General features: G+C 65.0%; 11 protein-coding genes. 5 read left to right on the forward strand and 6 right to left on the reverse strand.

The features are described 5' to 3' along the window. Positions 1–169: 169 nt before the first annotated feature. Together FHG09_RS17140 and FHG09_RS17145 are read right to left on the reverse strand one after the other, a co-directional pair. Positions 170–673: a DedA family protein gene (locus tag FHG09_RS17140; protein WP_152348854.1), complete on the reverse strand. Its 504-nt coding sequence runs from the start codon at positions 671–673 to the stop codon at positions 170–172. 216 nt (positions 674–889) lie between these two features. Next, positions 890–2,104 carry a metal-dependent hydrolase family protein gene (locus tag FHG09_RS17145; protein ID WP_152348855.1) on the reverse strand — a complete coding sequence of 405 codons (1,215 nt, stop codon included), beginning with the start codon at positions 2,102–2,104 and terminating at the stop codon, positions 890–892. Positions 2,105–2,365: 261 nt separating this feature from the next. Between FHG09_RS17145 and FHG09_RS17150 the strand changes: the two genes are divergently transcribed. Continuing rightward, the gene (locus FHG09_RS17150) at positions 2,366–6,370 is read left to right on the forward strand and encodes a Pls/PosA family non-ribosomal peptide synthetase (RefSeq protein ID WP_152348856.1); all 4,005 of its coding nucleotides are present in this window, start codon (positions 2,366–2,368) and stop codon (positions 6,368–6,370) included. Beyond that, positions 6,363–7,868, forward strand: coding sequence for a M1 family metallopeptidase (locus FHG09_RS20125; RefSeq protein WP_227492841.1), 1,506 nt, complete (start codon positions 6,363–6,365; stop codon positions 7,866–7,868). Before FHG09_RS17150 ends, FHG09_RS20125 begins: the two co-directional genes overlap by 8 nt. 94 nt (positions 7,869–7,962) lie before the next feature. Here FHG09_RS20125 and FHG09_RS20130 read toward each other — a convergent pair whose 3' ends face one another. Next, entirely contained in the window at positions 7,963–8,826 is an 864-nt protein-coding gene (locus tag FHG09_RS20130) for a GNAT family N-acetyltransferase (protein ID WP_227492834.1), read from the reverse strand. Next, positions 8,823–10,139, reverse strand: a complete 1,317-nt coding sequence (locus FHG09_RS17170; protein WP_152348857.1) for an MATE family efflux transporter — start codon at positions 10,137–10,139, stop codon at positions 8,823–8,825. Before FHG09_RS17170 ends, FHG09_RS20130 begins: the two co-directional genes overlap by 4 nt. 456 nt (positions 10,140–10,595) lie before the next feature. Between FHG09_RS17170 and FHG09_RS17175 the strand changes: the two genes are divergently transcribed. Next, positions 10,596–13,523, forward strand: a complete 2,928-nt coding sequence (locus FHG09_RS17175; RefSeq protein WP_152348858.1) for an HNH endonuclease signature motif containing protein — start codon at positions 10,596–10,598, stop codon at positions 13,521–13,523. 459 nt (positions 13,524–13,982) lie between these two features. Here FHG09_RS17175 and FHG09_RS17180 read toward each other — a convergent pair whose 3' ends face one another. Further along, on the reverse strand, positions 13,983–15,182 hold the full coding sequence (locus FHG09_RS17180) for an acetyl-CoA C-acyltransferase (RefSeq protein WP_152348859.1): 1,200 nt from the start codon (positions 15,180–15,182) through the stop codon (positions 13,983–13,985). 90 nt (positions 15,183–15,272) lie between these two features. Continuing rightward, positions 15,273–16,016, reverse strand: a complete 744-nt coding sequence (locus tag FHG09_RS17185; RefSeq protein ID WP_152348860.1) for an SDR family oxidoreductase — start codon at positions 16,014–16,016, stop codon at positions 15,273–15,275. A 446-nt stretch (positions 16,017–16,462) separates the two neighbouring features. Between FHG09_RS17185 and FHG09_RS17190 the strand changes: the two genes are divergently transcribed. Together FHG09_RS17190 and FHG09_RS17195 are read left to right on the forward strand one after the other, a co-directional pair. Then, the gene (locus FHG09_RS17190) at positions 16,463–17,677 is read left to right on the forward strand and encodes an ABC transporter substrate-binding protein (protein ID WP_152348861.1); all 1,215 of its coding nucleotides are present in this window, start codon (positions 16,463–16,465) and stop codon (positions 17,675–17,677) included. Between the two features lie 87 nt (positions 17,678–17,764). Beyond that, positions 17,765–18,631: a branched-chain amino acid ABC transporter permease gene (locus FHG09_RS17195; RefSeq protein ID WP_152348862.1), complete on the forward strand. Its 867-nt coding sequence runs from the start codon at positions 17,765–17,767 to the stop codon at positions 18,629–18,631. Positions 18,632–18,636: the final 5 nt, after the last annotated feature.

The following is an 18,636-nucleotide window of genomic DNA, read 5'->3' on the forward strand; positions in this document are numbered from 1 at the left end:
GAGCAGTCTCGTCCTGTCGACGCTGACGCTGTCCCACTCTACTGAACGCCCGCAGCGAATCGGACCACGGCCTCTCGGCCGGACTCAGGAAGCCCTCAGCCGTGCGATAGGGGCGCCGAACAGGGCAGCAGGAGGAACTCGGATCGGGGTGGACGTGCCACCGCGACGATCAGTTCGCCGAGGTGGTGGCCGCCTCCTCGGCGGGAGATCGATCCTTGCGCAGCCCGATGAGCAGACCGACGACCGCGACGACGAAGACGAGGCCGAGCCCCACGGTCAGTCCCGGTTCGGCCTGGTAGGCCCTGGCCACCGCCTTGAAGCCGAGGAAGCCGACGGTCGAGTAGATGAGCGCCCACAGCGAACCGCCGACGACGAGCGCCGGGACGTAGCGTCGGTACCGCATCCCCGTGGTTCCGGCGGCGAGGTTGACCACAGTCTGCAGTCCGACGGTGAGGAAGCTCAGTGCCACGACGGGTGCCCCGAAGCGGTCGATCGTGTCCTCGGCGCGCCGGTATTTCGGTCCGGCCATGATCTTCTCGACCCGGTCGAACTTGCGGATCCCCTTGCGGGCGAAGCGTCCGAGGAGGAAGGTGCCGCCGGCGCGGCAGATGATGATGCCGAACATGATCAGCCAGGTCACGGCGATCGGAAACGACCAGTCGAGCGGATTCATCGTTGAGGCGCACTCCCTTCCGGACATTCCCGCCGCACTGATGCGCTGCGGCTCTGATCTCTCCCATCATAACCCTGTTAGGTTAGGTTTCCCTCAGCGGACGATCGGTCGAGACGGATCTCACTCGCCGAGGAGGTCCTGCTTCTCGCGCAGGCACGAGGCGGTGCCGGGGAACGCCGGGCACCGCCTCGGCGGCGTCGCGATCAGCTGACCCGCTCAGACGAGCTCGCCTTCGAGGTAGACGGCGCTGACTCTGGACTCGATTCCGCGGACGTCGGCCGTTCGCAGGTCACCGTCCACGACGACGAGGTCGGCCAGTCCGCCCTCGCTGAGGTGGCCGACCCGATCGTCATCGAGCAGGCGGGCTGCCACGGAGGTTCCGGCGGCGAGCGCTTCTGCAGTGGAGAGTCCCACCTCGGCCAGCAGGCTGATCTCTTCGAGGTTCTCCCCGTGCGGGCCGACTCCGGCGTCGGTGCCCAGAGCGATCGGGACTCCTGCCTCGTGGGCCCGGGCGATCGACTCCTGGTGGGCTTCGACGACGCGACGGGCCTTCTCCACGACGGAGGCGGGCAGGCCCGCACCGGTGTCGGCGGCCTTGATGACGGCCTGCGGGGCCTGCAGAGTCGGGACGAGGCAGGTGCCGTGTTCGAGCATGAGGTCGATGGCTTCATCGTCGAGGTAGATCCCGTGTTCGATCGAGCGCACCCCGGCGCGCACGGCGTTCTTGATTCCCGGTGCTCCCTGGGCATGGGACATGACATGAGCGCCTTGGGCGGCCGCCTCGGCGACGATGACGGCGATCTCGGCCTCGGTGAACTGGGAGTGGCGGGGGTCGTCCCGTGGCGACAGCACTCCCCCGGTCGAGCAGATCTTGATGTGGTCGGCGCCGGCCCGGAGCAGTTCGCGGGTCTTCTTCTGCACGCCCTCGAGTCCGTCGGCCACGCCTGAGGGTCGCCCGGGGTGCGGGGCCAGGAACGGCGATTCGGCTCCGGAGACGAGGCGGAAGTCGCCGTGACCGCCGGTCTGGGACATGATGTTGACCGCGATCGTCAGTCTGGGCCCGCGGACCACGCCGGTCTCGACGGCGACCTTCGCGCCGAGGTCGGTGCCGCCGGCGTCGCGGACCGTGGTCACCCCGCCCTTGAGCGTGGCCTCCATATTGGCGACGGAACCATAGAACTGGAGCGAGAACGGGTCATGGAAGTTCGAGGTCGATGCCGCACCGGAGCTCGTGAGGTGGACGTGGCAGTCGATGACTCCGGGGATGATCGTCTTCCCCGTGCAGTCGATGAAGTCATCTCCGGCGTTGTGCGATCCCTGTCCTCCTTCCGCCACCGAGGTGATTCGTCCTCCGTCGACGACGACGTCCCGGGTCCCGGGCAGGAAGCGGGTTCCGTCGAAGACGGTGGCATGGGTCAGGACTGTGGTCATGGGGCGTGCTCCTCATCGTTGAAAATCAGCTGGCCGGCCGTGGACGGCCGTCTACTCACATCTATCACGGACGTCTGTGTCGTGACCACGGATCGGCTGCGTCCGGTGCGTCGGTGCGTCGGTGCGTCGGTGCGTCGGTGCGTCGGCCCATGATCCCGCGCCCCGACATCTGTTCACTTCCGCGACATCTTCTCAAGCTACGGTCACCTGCGGTGCCGGTCAGCCCGGCACCATTCAGCTCCCGAACGACCCGGAAGACACGTGAGAGAATACGCACCGCAGTTCCCGTCCCCCGTACGGCCCCGTGAGGACCGCACCCTCATCGACGTCCTCCTCGAGTCGGCCGGTGCGCATCCCGATCAGCCGGCCCTCGACGACGGCTCTCGGGTGCTCAGCTACGCAGAGCTCATCATCGCCATCCGCGATCTCGCGCTCGACATGGCAGAAGCCGGCATCGGCCCCGGCGACAAGGTCGGCATCCGTGTTCCCTCGGGTTCGGTGGACCTGTACCTGGCGATCCTTGCCACGCTCATGCTCGGCGCGGCGTACGTTCCCGTCGACGTCGACGACCCCGATGAGCGGGCCCGCACCGTGTTCGCCGAGGCGGCCGTCACCGGAGTCATCACCGCCGGGCCATCCATCGAATCCCGCACCGATCGCGGTCCCCTCGACCGTTCCGAGCTGCGCTCCCCCATGCCCGATGACGACTGCTGGGTGATCTTCACCTCCGGGTCGACGGGCACTCCGAAGGGTGTGGCCGTCACTCATCGTTCGGCCGCGGCCTTCGTCGACGCCGAGGCGGCCCTGTTCTGCGTCGAGGAACCGCTGGGGCCGGGAGACCGGGTCCTCGCCGGACTGTCCGTGGCCTTCGACGCCTCCTGTGAGGAGATGTGGTTGGCGTGGCGGCACGGCGCGTGCCTCGTCCCGGCTCCGCGTGCGCTGGTGAAGTCCGGAATGGACCTGGGCCCGTGGCTGTCGTCTCGACAGATCACCGTCGTCTCGACCGTGCCGACCCTCGCCGCACTGTGGCCGGCGGAGAGTCTCGACAATGTTCGCCTCCTCATCTTCGGCGGAGAGGCCTGCCCGCCCGAACTCGGCCGACGCCTCAGCGACGACGATCGGGAGGTGTGGAACACCTACGGCCCCACCGAGGCCACCGTCGTTGCCTGCGCGGCGATGCTCGACGGTTCCGAGCCCGTGCGCATCGGTCTGCCGCTCAAGGAGTGGATGCTGGCTGTCGTCGATGCGGAGGGCGTGCCCGTCGCCGAAGGCGAGACCGGTGAGCTCATCATCGGCGGCGTCGGACTGGCCCGCTATCTCGATGCGGCCAAGGACGCCGAGAAGTTCGCCCCCATGCCGAGCCTCGGCTGGGAGCGGGCGTACCGGTCCGGCGACCTCGTCGTCAACGACTCGGCCGGGCTGATCTTCGTCGGTCGTGCCGATGAGCAGATCAAGCTCGGCGGCAGGCGCATCGAACTCGGCGAGATCGATGCGGCCCTGCAGGCGCTGCCCGGTGTCGAAGGAGCGGCGGCCGCGGTGAAGAGGACCGCAGCCGGCACGGACGTCCTCATCGGCTACCTCGCCCCCGGCTCCGGTTTCGGCGAGGACGAACTGCCCGACTGGGAAACCCGACTGCGCGAAGAGCTGCCGGCCGCTCTCGTTCCCCGCCTGGCACTGGTCGCAGACCTGCCGACGAAGACGTCGGGCAAGGTCGATCGCAACGCTCTGCCGTGGCCGCTCGATACCCGTGCCGAAGATGCCGGATCCGATGAGGTCTTCGACGACGACACGGAGTGGGTCGCCCAACAGTGGGCCGCAATCCTCGGCGCCGGACCGGACAGCGACACGGACTTCTTCACCGCCGGCGGCGGCTCCCTGGCCGCGGCTCAGCTCGTGTCCCGGCTGCGCACCCGCCATCCCAGCGTCACCGTCGGCGACATCTACGCGCATCCGCGCTTCGGCGCCCTGGCCAGGCTCTGCCTCGGCGAAGAGGGTTCGGGGATCGGACCCGCGGGACCGAAGCGCACGATCACACGGACGTCCCGGTGGATGCAGGCCTTTCAGGTTCTGCTCGGGATTCCGGTGCACATCCTCGGCGGGGTCCGGTGGGTCGTCCTCGCGATGCTGGCGGCGAACATCGGCGTCGGCCTGGGTGCGGATCTGCCGTTCACCCCGTGGCCGGTCGTCCTCGCCCTCTTCCTCGTCTTCGTCACCGCGTGGGGGCGGATGCTCATCGCAGCAGGAGCCGCGCGACTGCTCATGATCGGGATCCGCCCCGGGGACTATCCACGCTCTGGTTGGGTGCACAAGCGGCTGTGGCTGGCCGAGCACATCGCGGACCTCGCTGCGGCGGTCTCGGTGGCGAGCGCGCCCTGGGTGACCTGGTATGCGAAGCTGCTGGGCAACCGGATCGGGCCCGATGCGGATCTGCACTCGGTGCCGCCGGTGACCGGTTTCCTCACCCTCGGCGAGGGGGCGGCGGTCGAGCCCGAGGTCGATCTCAAGGGCTGGTGGGTCGACGGCGATCTGCTGCGCATCGGTCGCATCGACATCGCCCGCAATGCCACGATCGGTGCCAGGTCGACGCTCATGCCCGGCGCCGAGGTGGGTCCCGGGGCCCTCGTCGAAGCCGGATCCGCGGTGACCGGTCGGGTGCGGAAGAACCAGATCTATTCGGGTTCGCCGGCCGTGCGGGTCGGGAAGGCGAAGAAGTCGTGGCCCGCTCCCCCGCCGAGGCGTCGTCTGCCGTTCCTGTTCTATGCCGTCGGCTCCCAGATCAATGCGCTTCTGCCGTATCTTGCGGTGGTGCCGGGTCTCGCTCTCATGATCGCGGTCTCCGGGATCGGGGTCGTGGAGTCTCCCTGGCTGCTGGTGGCGTGGTCACCGGTCGTGGCCTGCCTGTGGTTCCTCACCACGGCCCTGTTCGCCCTCGCCTCCGTGCGGATCCTCGCCCTCGGGATGGAGGAGGGCGAGTTCCCCGTCCGTTCGGCCCGCGGCTACCGTGTGTGGGCGACGGAGCGTCTGCTCGATATGGCTCGGGACCTGCTGTTCCCCCTCTACGCCTCGATGCTCACCCCGTGGTGGCTGCGCCTCCTCGGGGCCGGGGTGGGACCGGGCACGGAGATCTCCACCGTCGTCTTCGTCCCGAAGATGACGACGATCGCCGCGGGCGCCTTCCTCGCCGATGACACCATGGTCGCCAGCTACGAACTCGGTCACGGCTGGATGCGGGCCGGTCGCGCGAAGGTCGGCAAACGGGCCTTCCTCGGCAATTCCGGAATCGCCTCCCCCGGTCGCAGGGTGCCGAAGAACTCGCTGGTCGCGGTGCTCTCGGCGGCGCCGGCGAAGGCGAAGAAGGGATCGTCGTGGCTCGGCTCTCCCCCGGTGCAGCTGCGTCGCTCCGCCGTGGAGTCCGACGAGTCGCTCACCTATGCCCCGACCTTCGGGGTCAGGGCAGCTCGCGCCTTCTGGGAGACGCTGCGGATCTCGTCGATCATCGCCGGCGGTGTGCTCATCACCGGAGTCGTCCTCGCCATCTGGTTCTTCCTCGGACTGCCCGGCGGCGTGGCCGCGCAGTCGACGACGTTCCTCGCCTCGGTGCTGCTGGCCCTGCTCACCTCGGGGATCGTGATGATGGTCGCCGGTGCCGTGGCGGCGGGACTGGCCGTGGCCGCGAAATGGATCCTCGTCGGCCCCATCCGGTCCGGGGAGCATCCGCTGTGGTCGTCGTTCATCTGGCGCAACGAGGTCGCCGACTGCTTCGTCGAACTCGTAGCCGCGCCCTGGTTCACCCGCAACGCCGTGGGCACACCCGCGATCGTGTGGTACCTGCGGGCGATGGGGGCGAACATCGGACACGGTGTGTGGTGCGAGTCCTACTGGCTGCCGGAGGCCGACCTCGTCCGCCTCGGTGACAACTCCACGATCAACCGCGGCTGTGTGGTCCAGACCCACCTGTTCCACGATCGGGTGATGAGCCTCGACACCGTCGCACTCGAACCCGGTGCGACGTTGGGACCCAACAGCGTCATCCTGCCGGCGTCCACGCTGGGCGAGAACGCCACGGTGGGCGCGACTTCGCTGGTCATGCGCGGCGAGTTCGTACCGGCCCATGCCTACTTCAGCGGCAATCCTGTCATACCCTGGGTGGATGCCCCGGAACTCCCCTCACTCAGCGAAGAAGGCCACGACGGCGCAGGCCGAGGCGCCGCAGGTCGTGACGCCGCACGCGGAGACGAAGCCCGATCGAGCCGATCACATGCTTGATTCCTATACGCAGGGCGTCGGCAACGCGGAACTTCACATCGACCACTACGATCTCGACCTCGACTACCGGATCGGCCCGAATCGTCTGTCCGCCAGGGCGGTGCTCACGGGCCGAGTGCTCGCCGACACCGCGTCCATCGTCCTCGACCTCACGGGCCTGCGGGTGACCAAGGCCAGCGTCAACGGCAAGAAGGTCAGGTACTCGGCGCGAGGCAAGAAGCTGCGGCTGACGACCCCGGCGCTGACAAGCGACCAGCCCGTGGTCATCGACATCAGCTATGCGGGCAATCCGGAACCGGCGATCGGCACCTGGGGCGACATCGGCTGGGAGGAGCTCGAAGACGGGGTGCTCGTGGCCGGTCAGCCCGTCGGCGCATCGACTTGGTTCCCGTGCAATGACCATCCCTCGAACAAGTCCCAATACAGGATCTCAGTGCTCGTCGAGTCCGAGTACACGGTCGTGTCGAATGGGAGCCTGACGCAGAAGACGCGCAAGGCCGGACGGACCCGCTGGACGTATGAGTCGACGACTCCCCTGGCGACCTACCTGGCGACGGTGCAGATCGGGCGCTACAGGTACGGGCAGATCCCGCTCAGCCCCGGAGCGACGAGGTTCGGTGCCGCGATGCTCGGCGCGGCGAAGGATGCCGTGGCCGGTTCGGCCAGAGACGCCCTGTCGAGTGCCGCCAGAGGAGTCGCCGGTGCTGCCGGAGGAGTCGCCGGTACCGCTGGACGAGTCACCGGAGTCACCGGAGCCGCCGGCAAGGACGTGTCGGTTCACGACGCATCGGGCAGGCGCACGACGCACAGCCGGACCGAGTCCCCCGTTCCCCTCGGTGTCTATGCCGACGATCATTGGGACGTCGCGGTGGAACGCCTCGGTGTGCAGCACGGAATGATGAACCTGTTCATCGAACGCTTCGGCCCGTACCCGTTCGATGTCTACGACGTGGTCGTGACCGATGACGTGCTCGAGATCCCCCTTGAGTCGCAGCCGCTGTCCGTGCTCGGACCCAACCACCTGGGACCCGAGTGGGAGGCCGAGCGCCTCGTCGCCCACGAAATGGCGCACCAGTGGTTCGGAAACTCGCTCACACCCTCACGGTGGAAGGACATCTGGCTCAACGAAGGCTTCGCCTGCTACGCGGAGTGGCTGTGGTCGGAGGAGTCCGGTCGGGCCACAGCGCATGAACGCGCTCAGGAGTGGTGGGAGAATCTGTCCGCACAGCCGCAGGACATCCTGCTCGGGGATCCGGGCGGGCCGGACATGTTCGACGACCGCGTGTACAAGCGCGGTGCACTGTGCCTGCATGCCCTGCGCCTCGAGCTCGGCGATGCTGACTTCTTCGCAGCCGTCGGCGAGTGGACGAAGCGGTACCGGCATTCGTCGGTGAGCACCGAGGAGTTCATCCGCTGCGTCTCCGACGTGTCCGGACGCGACATCGCCGAGGTGGTCCGGCCCTGGCTCGAGGAGCTCGAACTCCCGAAGCTGCCTTGAGGGTCGGCTCTTTGCCTTGGGGTATCGCCGGCTGCCTTGAGGTTCGGCCGGTCGCTTTGAGGTTCACCCGGCTGCCTTGAGATTCGGCTGCGCCTCAGCCGAGTCGGCGGACGAGCACGTCCGAGTCGCCGTTGCGTCCGACGGACACGAAACCGTGATCGGCGTAGAGTTTCGCCGCCCCGTTGCCGTCTTCGACTGACAGGCTCACGGCGGGGAAGCCGCTCATCCTAGCCAACGCACAGACTGTGTCGAGGAGGGCTCCGCCGATTCCCTGCCCCTGATGGTCGGGCAGCACGGCCATCGAGAGCTCGGGGATGTCGGCTGCGACCCAGCCGTACCCGGTGAAGGGCACCTGATCGTCCGTCGGCGACAGATCGGCGGCGGCTGTCTTCGCGCCTGCGTCGTCCGCCTCGGCGGCAGCGTCCGTTCCGGCGGCAGCACCGATCCCGGCGGAAGTCCCAGCCGTCGCATCTGACCCGGGGCCGGCCCCCGAAGCAGTCCCGGAGTCGGACCCTGAGCCGGAGTCGGTCTCCGAGTCGCCCTCGGGCACGACGTCGCTGCGGACGATCTCCGTGCCGGTCTTGTCCAGGGCCGCGGCGAAGTCTCCGCCCACCTGCTCGTCGGCTCTCCCGATGACATCGGTGATATCGGCCAGACGCACCCAGGCGAGTCCGATGATCGGCGACTGCGCATCGGCTTCGGCATGAGCGGCGACGGCGATGTCACCGTCGCGGCCCCAGTCGCGGAAGTAGAAGACGGCATCGCTGCGGTGGCGGAGGTCGTCGATCTCGATGCGGGGTCTGTCCATCGACCAGTTGAAGCACAGATCGAGGAACGGCAGGAAGGTCTCGTCGTCGGCCTCGGCCGGGAGCGGACGGATCCGTCCGCGCAGGGAGGCGGCGGCCGCCTCGGCGGAGGTGTTCTGCGAATCACTCGCGACGTTCTTCTCAGCAGTCATGAGATTCCTTTCTCGACGGCGCGATCGATCCACGCACGATTGCGTACTCGCCAGCCCAGGGTCAGGGCGCGGAAACCGACGAATCCGATGCAGAAACCGGCCCAGAGTCCGGGGGCTCCCGGCCAGATGCTGATGATCGGAACGAGCAGAATCGCGTAACCGATCACAGCGACCAATTGTGCCAGAGCCAGGTACCTGGCGTCCTCGGCTCCCATCAGCACACCGTCGAGGACGAAGACGTACCCGGCGATCGGCATGCTCAGAGCCAGCACCGGCAGAAGCGCTGCGAGTGCCGACACCACCGCAGGGTCGGAGGCGAAGGCGCGGGGGATGATTCCGGAGCCGGCGAACAGGACGATGCCGACGACGATGCCGAAGACGATCCCCCACAAGCACAGGCGGCGGTTGATTGCGGCGACCGCCTCGGTGTTCTTCGCGCCCAGCTCGAGGCCGATCATCGCCTGGCCCGCGATGGCCAAGGAATCGAGGGCGAGCGCGAGCGCAAAGAAGATGCTCTGAGCGACCTGGATCGCGGCGAGGTCGGTCGTGCCCATCGCCGTGGCCAGGAACACGAGGAGGATGAGGGCCGCACGAAGTGAGGCGTTGCGCACCAGCAGCCACCCGGACGTCTTCGCCGAGGTGAACACGCCTGTCCAGTCGGGGCGGATGCTGGCGTGGAGGCGGCGGGCTGCGCGGATGGAGATGGTGAGGTAGACCGCGCACATTCCGGCCTGCGCGATGACGGTGCCCATCGCCGACCCCGCGACACCCATGTCGAGACCGTAGATGAAGAGTGCGTTGAGTCCGATATTGGCGATGCACCCGGCAGCCGCGACGACCAGTGGGGTCTTCGTGTCCTGGAGTCCGCGCAGCAGTCCGGTGGCCGCGATGACCATGAGCATGAACGGCAGACCCCACCATGAGATCGCCAGGTAGGAATGCGCACCGTCCGTGATTGCCGGATCCGGGTCGAATGCCTCGATCGCTGTATTCAGCAGGGGCAGTCCGATGATGATGAGCAGCACCGAGGTGCCCAGCGCCAGCCAGATTCCGTCGAATCCGGCCGTGATCGCGCCCGGTCGGTCGCCCGATCCCATCCGTTTCGCCACGCGTGGTGTGGTGGCATAGGCGAGGAAGATCATCAGACCGAGCACCGTCTGCAGGATCGTCGAGGCGATCGCCAGCGATCCCAGGGCACCGGCACCGAGGTGGCCGACCATAGCCGTGTCCGTGAGCAGGAAGATGGGTTCGGCGATCAGTGCTCCGAGCGCCGGGAGAGCCAAACGGAGAATGTCTTTGTCGATCGCTGCCACGTCCTCGATTCTAGCGAATCGGTTCCGCGCAGACCGGGTGGATGCTGGTCGGCGGGCCAGGGCCGGAGCCGGCAAGGCTGGCTGGGGCGGGCCCGGGTCGGCTGGAGCAGTCCGGGGTCGGCTGGGGGCGGGCCAGGGCCAGAGCCGGCGAGGCTAGCTGGAGCCTGGGGCGGGCCAGCATTGGCGATACCCGCCATTCTCGAACGGCGATACACGGATGCGACGCGACGAAAACCTGATCCCACTGTCGTGTCAGTGCCGAACTGTAGAGTCAGAGGACAAATAGATCAATACCGATCCGGAGGCAGGTTAACCAGTTTCCATTTGCAGTATTCGCATTCCAGTTCTATTTGTAATCGTATTGTGACATCAATATCTATCTCTAGACCCTATAATTGAGATAGGCGACTTCCCCGAAGATCAACTTCCACAGAGGCGTGGAGAGGTGAAAGCCCGATGAAGAACATCGGAGACAACGACGGACGGACGTCGAGCCTGCGCGCCGCTCCCCCTGCAGAGGCAGATGGCCGGACCCTGTCCCAATTCCGGCGGACTCATGGACGTCGCTTGGAGATTGCCGAGGACAATGAGCTCGTCGACCTGCTGGATGCCTATGCTCAGAGCAGCCTCGCACAGATCAATTCCTTCATCGCCACCAGTCATGTCGTCGCTCAGGACGTCGCCTACGCTCTCGGGCTCAAGGGCAGTCAGCCTGACTCGGTCTATGAGTTCGCGTCTTTCACCAGGACTGCTGCGCGCCACCGACTACCCGAGAACAAGGGAGCCGATGCTGAGCCCAACAGCAACGACTGCACCATCGACGTTCCCGCCGACGACGCATTCTCGTCGCGCAGAACCTGGACCCGCAGAGAAACACTCGCATGGACACAGGCAGTCGCCAAGGTCGAAGCCGAAACCGGGACGAAGATCGGCATAGACAGGGGCCGGAAGAAGGACCCCGCCGCCGGCCGCCGTCTTCGTCGAGTGTGGAAGTTGGCCGAAGAGCTGCTGACCGACCCCGCTCTCCTGCCTGACTTTCCCGGCTACGACCCGAAGCTGACCTTCTTCACGTGGCTGCGCGGCAATATCGAACCGACCGAGGCCGGCGTGTATTCGAGCCTTCTCGGCGCAACGACGAGCAACTCGCTCAGGCACATGACCTCGTCGATGACGCTGACCCACGGACTGCCGAAGTTCCTCAAGCGCTGCCTGGATGGAGACTTCACGATCGAGCACGTCGATTGTGTCACTCGCGCTTGTCGTGACCTGCACTTCGAGCATCTGCCTGCATTCGACGACTATCTTGCCCACAGGCGCGCCGACATCACGATCGAGACTTTCAAGCGCTCGGTCGCTCTGCAGATCTCGGTGATTCAGCCGGCCGAGGACACTCTGAAGAGCGTTTCACTGCGCCGTCGGGTCGACTTCAGCACCGGCGACGATGGAACTGCCTACCTCACGTTGACCGGGCCAGCGCCCGAACTTCAGGCCTGTTTCAGAAGGCTCGATGCCTTCGCACGGGCCGTCCATAAGAACAATACGAGCGCGTTCTCAAACCAGCTGAAGGCGGGAGACTGCTTTGATGAGGAGCGTTCGATCTCAGCTCTGATGTTCGACATTCTCACGCGCACGCGTCCACAGATGAAGCTGCGCATCATCAGTACGAACGAGTCCGACAGCTTGTCGACGAGCACCGATTTCCCTCTCGACGGACTCTTCGCCGGCCCCGACGGCACTCCGATGCACGAAGGCGAAGCACTGCTCGACTATATCGAGCGTGTATTCGACGACATGGACAAAACCGGGTACGCGGGACCAGAACAGCATGCGCCGACAGATTCGGCCGACTCCGCGCAGGGTGACTCTGACGACCAGGCGTCCGCATCGCAGGGTGATTCCGCTCGCGGAACCTGCACTTTGCAGGGCGAATCCGCTCACGCAACCTCCACCCTGTGGAGTGAGTCCATCCGAACGGCGCCCACCACACCGACCGACCGCACCTTCGAATCCCAGCTCCTCGAAGCCATCCTCAGCAGCAACAGCACCACGGATCGTGACACGTCCGAAGCGCTCTCAGCTCTCATCGGCTCGCGTGCCAACGGAACTCGCCCCGCTGCCGCGGGAACCGGAGCTGCGACATCGGGCGCTGCGGACGCCTTCGGCAATCCCATACTCACTGAGGGCGAGCGCCGCATCAGCTTCGAGTTCCTTCTCGACATGCCGACCAGCGAGTATTGGCTGGCGAATCAGGCCAGCACCATCATCACCGTTCCTCTGCTGACTCTGCTCAGTCAGTTCCAGTCGAACGACGACGATCCGCCGCCGCAGTCCGCCCAGCCACCTGCGCCGCCACCAACCGAGCAGCAGCCACCACCACTCGACTCAGCCTCACCACCCACAGCCCCAACGCCACCAGCGTCTGCACCCACCAACTCGATGTCGCCGGCATCCGCACCTGCGAACACCCGTTCAGCCCCAACGCCCACGCTCTCCACCGAGCCGACAGCACCTGACGGACCGCTGTCTTCAGACGAGGTGTGCGATCTGGCGGGCATCCTCCCCGACGGGTCACCGATCCCTGCCGACATGGCAAGGCGGGTCGCCGGCTACTCCACCACATGGACCCGGCTGCTGACCGACCCGGCGACCGGAACACCTGTCGATGCGAAGGCAACGTCCTACGCAATTCCCAACAGCGTTCGCAAAACCCTCGTCGCTCAGTTCGTGACCTGCACCTTCCCCGGGTGCACTCAACCTGCCGAGGTGACTGAGATCGACCATATCGATCCGTTCAATCACTCCGATCCGGGTCAGGGCGGTCTCACCCGATTCGGCAACCTCCATTGTCTGTGCAAGGCCCACCACATGCAGAAGACCAACGGAAACTTCGACGTACGAATGGCCGAGCCCGGCCACCTTGAGTACGTCTTCCGCAAGGGTGCCACCGTTGAGGTCGTCTCCCCGGATAACCCCATCAGCGTTGAACACGCTCGGCTGTTCCTCGAGCGTTTCGGCAGTGCGCGGTCATGTCCGGCTCAAGCAGTCACTCCGGAGCAGTCGGAGACCGAGCGTCCACATGCCGACGAGAATGCGCCAGCCCCCGAACGACCATCTGACGCTGAGTCATCGTCTGCCCCCAACGTCCATGCAGACGCTGATCACCCCGTCCCCGGCGATCGGAAGCAGGCGCGCGAATGCCCCGAACCAGCTGCGGCAGACGGAAACCCCGGCTGGAGGGAACTCGATGCCGAGGATCTCTGCGCGTTCACCCCAAAGACTGCGAAGTGCAATGCCGGCGAAACCTCTGGCCCAGCGCAGGCAGCGGACGACAACACCGAGCTGCGCGACTGGTTCTGGGACTCCGGTGAGCCCCCTCCGTTCTGAGATGACTCCGGCAAGGCGGGCTCTGCTGGAACCCCGGCGAGCCCCCACCATTCTGAGATGACTCCGGTAAGGCGGGCTCTGCAGGAACCCCGGCGAGTCCCCCCCATTCTGAGATGACTCCAGTAAGGCGGTTTCTGCACGGTCGCCCAGGCATTCGTCATACACACAACAATGCCGCGACGTGCACACGACACCGACTGAGCATCACCAAGAAGACCGGCTCCGCGCCGATGGTGAACTCAGAAAGGGCCGACGACATGAGGATCAGAATCCACCCGAATATCGTCGGCCCTTCGTTCTCAGCCGCACTGCCACGCAGTTTCAGCCGCATTACCACGCAGTTTCAGCAGCATTACCACGCAGTTTCAGCAGCACATCCGAGCCGTTTAAGCAGCACCATCTCTCCGCTTCAAGCGATCGGCCCCTGCAAAGTTCCTGCTGAACGGCTGACCGGATGCCTCAGCAGACTTCGAACAGTCCGGCTGCGCCCTGTCCGCCGCCGATACACATCGTGACGACAACGTACTTCACTCCGCGACGACGTCCCTCGATGAGAGCGTGCCCGACGAGGCGGGCACCCGTCATTCCGTAGGGATGACCGACTGAGATTCCACCGCCGTCGACGTTGTACTTCACCGGGTCGATCCCGAGACGGTCACGGCAGTACAGCGCCTGCACGGCGAACGCCTCATTGAGTTCCCACAGACCGATGTCGTCGATCGACAGACCATGTGTCTTCAACAGCTTCGGGATCGCGAACACTGGGCCGATGCCCATCTCGTCGGGCGCACAGCCGGCCACGGCCATTCCGCGATAGATGCCCATCGGCTCGAGTCCGCGCCTGCTGGCCTCGTCGCTGGACATGACCACAGAGGCCGACGCGCCGTCGGAGAGCTGAGACGCGTTTCCGGCAGTGATGCTCGGAACCTTCGACGCCACACCAGGCTCGAGCACCGGGTTGAGGCCGGCCAGGCTTTCCAGAGTCGTCGATGGACGATTGCCCTCGTCGGCTTCGAGAAGAACGTCTTGTCGCGAAGTCTCCTTCGTCTCCTTGTCCACGACCACCTTCGTCGTCGGCAGAGGAACGATCTCTTCATCGAAGCGGCCGGCCTCCTGAGCAGCGGCGGTCCGCTGCTGCGAGGACAGAGAGTACTCGTCCTGCGCCTCACGGCTGACGCCGTAGCGCTCAGCCACCACCTCGGCGGTGGCCAACATCGGATAGTAGATTCCGGGAACGTTCTCTTCGAGCCACGGATCCTTTGCCCTGAACATGTTCATCTTGTCGTTCTGGACGAGTGAGACCGATTCGACGCCTCCGCCGACGACGACCTCCTGGCCGTCGAAGACGACCTGCTTTGCCGCAGTCGCAATGCCCATCAGCCCCGATGAGCACTGCCTGTCGATCGACATTCCGGGCACCGTCACTGGCAGGCCGGCCCGCAGAGCTGCCTGCCGAGCCACATTCGTACCTTGGCTGCCCTGCTGCAGAGCCGCGCCGAAGACGACGTCCTCGACCTCGCCTCCTTCCAAGCCGGCACGCTCCACGGCATGCTTGATCGCGTGGCCCGCGAGTTCCTGGGCCTGGGTGTCATTGAAGGCACCGCGGTATGCCTTGCCGATCGGCGTGCGCGCCGTCGAGACGATGACTGCTTCTCTCATGGGTCTGTCCCTTCCACATTGTCGAACAGCGCATTGCGAGTTCGTCGGATATCGAGCTTCGAACCGGAAGTTCGTAGGTGATGCTGACGGTCAGTCCTTCGGGCCGCCGGCAACGTAGATGACCTGGCCGGAGACGAATCCGGAGCCTTCGGAGGCGAGGAACGACGCCGTGTGGGCGATATCCTCGGGTTTGCCCGAACGGGCGACAGGAATCTGCTTGACCGACGCTTCGACGAATTCTTCGAAGCCCATACCCACGCGCTCAGCAGTCGCCTTCGTCATGTCGGTTTCGATGAAACCGGGAGCGATGGCGTTCGCAGTGATGCCGAACTTGCCGAGCTCGATCGCCCAGGTCTTCGTGATGCCCTGGATACCGGCCTTGGCAGCGGAGTAGTTCGTCTGTCCGCGGTTGCCCTGTGCCGAAGTGGAGGACATCGAGATGATGCGGCCGAATTTCTCTTCGACCATGTACGACTGCACGGCCCGAGCCATGAGGAAAGCGCCGCCGAGGTGGACGGAGAGGACCTTGGTGAACTCTTCGTGCGTCATCTTGAACAGCAGGTTGTCGCGCAGGATGCCGGCGTTGTTCACCAGAACGGTCGGCGCGCCCAGGGTCTCGGCGACCTGTTTGACCGCAGCATTGACCGAGTCCTCATCGGAGACATCGGCTTCGAGGCCGAGAGCTTCGCCACCGGCTTCCCTGATGGCGGCAACAGTCTCATCGGTGGGGCCCATATCGAGAATGGCGACCTTGTGTCCGTCGGCTCCGAGCCGCTTGGCGATGGCGGCGCCGATGCCGCGGCCTCCACCGGTGACGATTGCTGTACGAGTCATGAACAAGCTCCTCAAGATGATAGTGCGTCATTGCCGTGGGGAACCGAGTCGCAACTGCGGTTCGCGTCTGCATGGGATCCGATGTGACAGAGGTCTCCCATGCATCTATGCCCACTCTAGACCAATTCTGACACTGAACGATTGATTGCTCACCTGTCAGACATTTAGCCGTGTCGAAGGCTTCGGCACTTCGAACTCCAATCACAGATCTCGGCTCGCATGTCTCCCGACCTCGACTGATGTTCCCCGATCCTGCTTCGGCCCTGAAGATTATCGAACGTTCAAAAATCTAGCCCGAAACCATTGACTTCACCAGGGTGATTTGGAAGTGTTCACATCAGTCGAAGTCCATTTCGGATTGACGACGACTCCGAGCACTGTCACTGACGACGACTCGGACACCGTGTGGAACGGTCACGTTCCAAGAGCTTTTCAAAGGAGAAAAGATGAACTCTGTCTCGCGAAGTCGCCGCCGCGGACTTTCGGCAGCAGCAGTCGTGGGTGCGATCGCACTGACTGCCACAGCATGCGGCGGCGGTGGTGGCTCAGGCGAGGGCGACACAGTCGTCATCGGCTACACCGGCCCGCTCAGCGGAGGGGGCGCCGCCTACGGCGAGAATGTGAAGATCGGCCTCGAGATGGTCATCGACGACCTCAATGCAGATGGTGTCGAAGTCGATGGCGATCCCGTCACGCTGGAGCTGAAGTCCCTCGACGACAAATACGCGCCGTCCACTGCCGCAAGCAATGCTCAACGATTGGCAGATCAGGACAAGGCCCCGGTCGTCGTCTCCCCGAACGCCGGAGCGATCAAGGCGATTCAGCAGATCAACAGCGGCAGGTCGAACTTCCTCATCTCCGCGTACACCTCGGATCCGGCGATCATGCAGGCGGACAACCCTCTGACGATGATGATTCCTCCGAACTTCGAATCCTACGCTGAGGAGTTCTCCGAAACCGCCATGGAGCACGGAGGCAAGAAGCTCGCTCTGCTCGGAACTCAGAGTGAGTACGGGCAGCAGTGGACCAAGTCGATCAAGGACGCGTGGAGCGAAGCCGGTGGGAAGGTCGGCGGAGACAACAGCGTCGACTACGCCACCGTGTCCGACTTCGCAGGCCCCGTCTCGAAAGCCCTGGCAGAGAAGCCTGACGCGATCTTCGTCGGCGGACCGTCCCAACCGACTGCTCTGATCATGGAAGAAGCTCGCAAGCAGGGCTTCGAGGGCAGCTTCCTCGTCATGGATCAGGCGAAACTGGATGAGATGGCGACGGTGACGAAGCTCGACAATCTCAAGAACTCGGTCGGAGTCCTGCCCGTCTCCGAATATGGGGATCCGGGCACTGAGGACTTCCTGAAGAAGTTCGCGGAGAAGGCCGGTGACAAGAAGGTCCCGACCAGCGAGACGGCGCTGAACTACCAAGGAATTGCGATCATCGCGAAGGCGATGGAGGTTGCGGGGACGACGGACGACCCCGAGAAGATCCGCGAAGCCATCGGTGAAGCGCTGCCGGAAGTCGATGACAAGTACAAGGTCAATGGCTTCCCCGATGAGATCACGGAACAGGGGCACCTCCTCAATCCCAACCTGGAGGCAACTTTCCTCGATGAGGACGGCAAGTACACGAAGGTGCCGATCGAACAGGTATCCGACGACAAGTAATTCCCGTCTGCGGCACATCCGCGGGTGAGGCGCTTCGATGTGCCTCACCCCAGGCCGCACTCATGCCTGCAGAGGACCCGAATCATCATGACCCTCTTCATCCAACAGCTCTTCAACGGCCTCGCGCTGGGCGGCGTCTACTGCCTGGCCGCGATCGGGCTGACATTGGTATTCGGAGTGCTGCGCATTCCCAACCTGGCCCACGGTGCGCTGTATATGCTCGGCGCCTACATCACCTATTTCTTTCTCACCACCGTCGGTGTTCCCTACATCGCTGCGATCGGCATCGCGGCGATCATGCTCTTCGTCGTCGGCGTCGGGCTCGAGCGCCTCGTATTCCACCCGTTGCGCAACTCCCCGCACACCCACCACATGATCGCGGCCGTCGGTGCGATGTTCTTCTTCCAAGCACTGGCCCAAGCGATCTGGGGTGCCGACTTCCGCCGCATGGACACACCGATCACCGGCGAGCTCCGAATCCTCGGTGCCGAGATCTCTGCGCAGCGGATCATCATCATCGTCACCGCTGTGATCGTGTTGGCGCTGCTGGCGTGGTTCATCAAGCGGTCCATCCATGGCCAGACGATCGAAGCGATCGAACAGGATCGCGTCGGAGCATCTCTGGTCGGCATCAACCCTTCGATGGTGTCGATGCTGACGCTGGGGCTCTCGGCCCTTCTGGCCACCATCGCGGCCGGCCTCGTCGCACCGATCAATCTCCTGTCTCCGACGATGGGCGACGCACTCAATCTCAAGGTGTTCGCCATCATCATCCTCGGCGGGCTCGGATCACTTCCGGGCGCCATTGTCGGCGGCTTCGCACTCGCGATCGCAGAGACGATGACAGCGACCTACATCTCCTCGGCAGTCGGCGAGACCGTGGCCTTCATCGTTCTCGTCGCCGTGCTGGCCATCAAACCCAACGGCCTGTTCACGAAGGCGGTGCAGCGATGAACTCA

This window comes from Brevibacterium sp. CFH 10365 (assembly GCF_009299785.1).
GTDB classification, from domain to species: Bacteria; Actinomycetota; Actinomycetes; order Actinomycetales; family Brevibacteriaceae; genus Brevibacterium; species Brevibacterium limosum.

Bases quoted from the DNA above. Each gene is read 5' to 3' on its own strand.
- FHG09_RS17140 (WP_152348854.1), bottom strand. From the start codon at position 673: ATGAATCCGCTCGACTGGTCGTTTCCGATCGCCGTGACCTGGCTGATC.
- FHG09_RS20130 (WP_227492834.1), bottom strand. From the start codon at position 8,826: ATGACTGCTGAGAAGAACGTCGCGAGTGATTCGCAGAACACCTCCGCC.
- FHG09_RS17185 (WP_152348860.1), bottom strand. From the start codon at position 16,016: ATGACTCGTACAGCAATCGTCACCGGTGGAGGCCGCGGCATCGGCGCC.
- FHG09_RS20125 (WP_227492841.1), top strand. From the start codon at position 6,363: ATGCTTGATTCCTATACGCAGGGCGTCGGCAACGCGGAACTTCACATC.
- FHG09_RS17195 (WP_152348862.1), top strand. From the start codon at position 17,765: ATGACCCTCTTCATCCAACAGCTCTTCAACGGCCTCGCGCTGGGCGGC.
- FHG09_RS17180 (WP_152348859.1), bottom strand. From the start codon at position 15,182: ATGAGAGAAGCAGTCATCGTCTCGACGGCGCGCACGCCGATCGGCAAG.
- FHG09_RS17145 (WP_152348855.1), bottom strand. From the start codon at position 2,104: ATGACCACAGTCCTGACCCATGCCACCGTCTTCGACGGAACCCGCTTC.
- FHG09_RS17190 (WP_152348861.1), top strand. From the start codon at position 16,463: ATGAACTCTGTCTCGCGAAGTCGCCGCCGCGGACTTTCGGCAGCAGCA.
- FHG09_RS17175 (WP_152348858.1), top strand. From the start codon at position 10,596: ATGAAGAACATCGGAGACAACGACGGACGGACGTCGAGCCTGCGCGCC.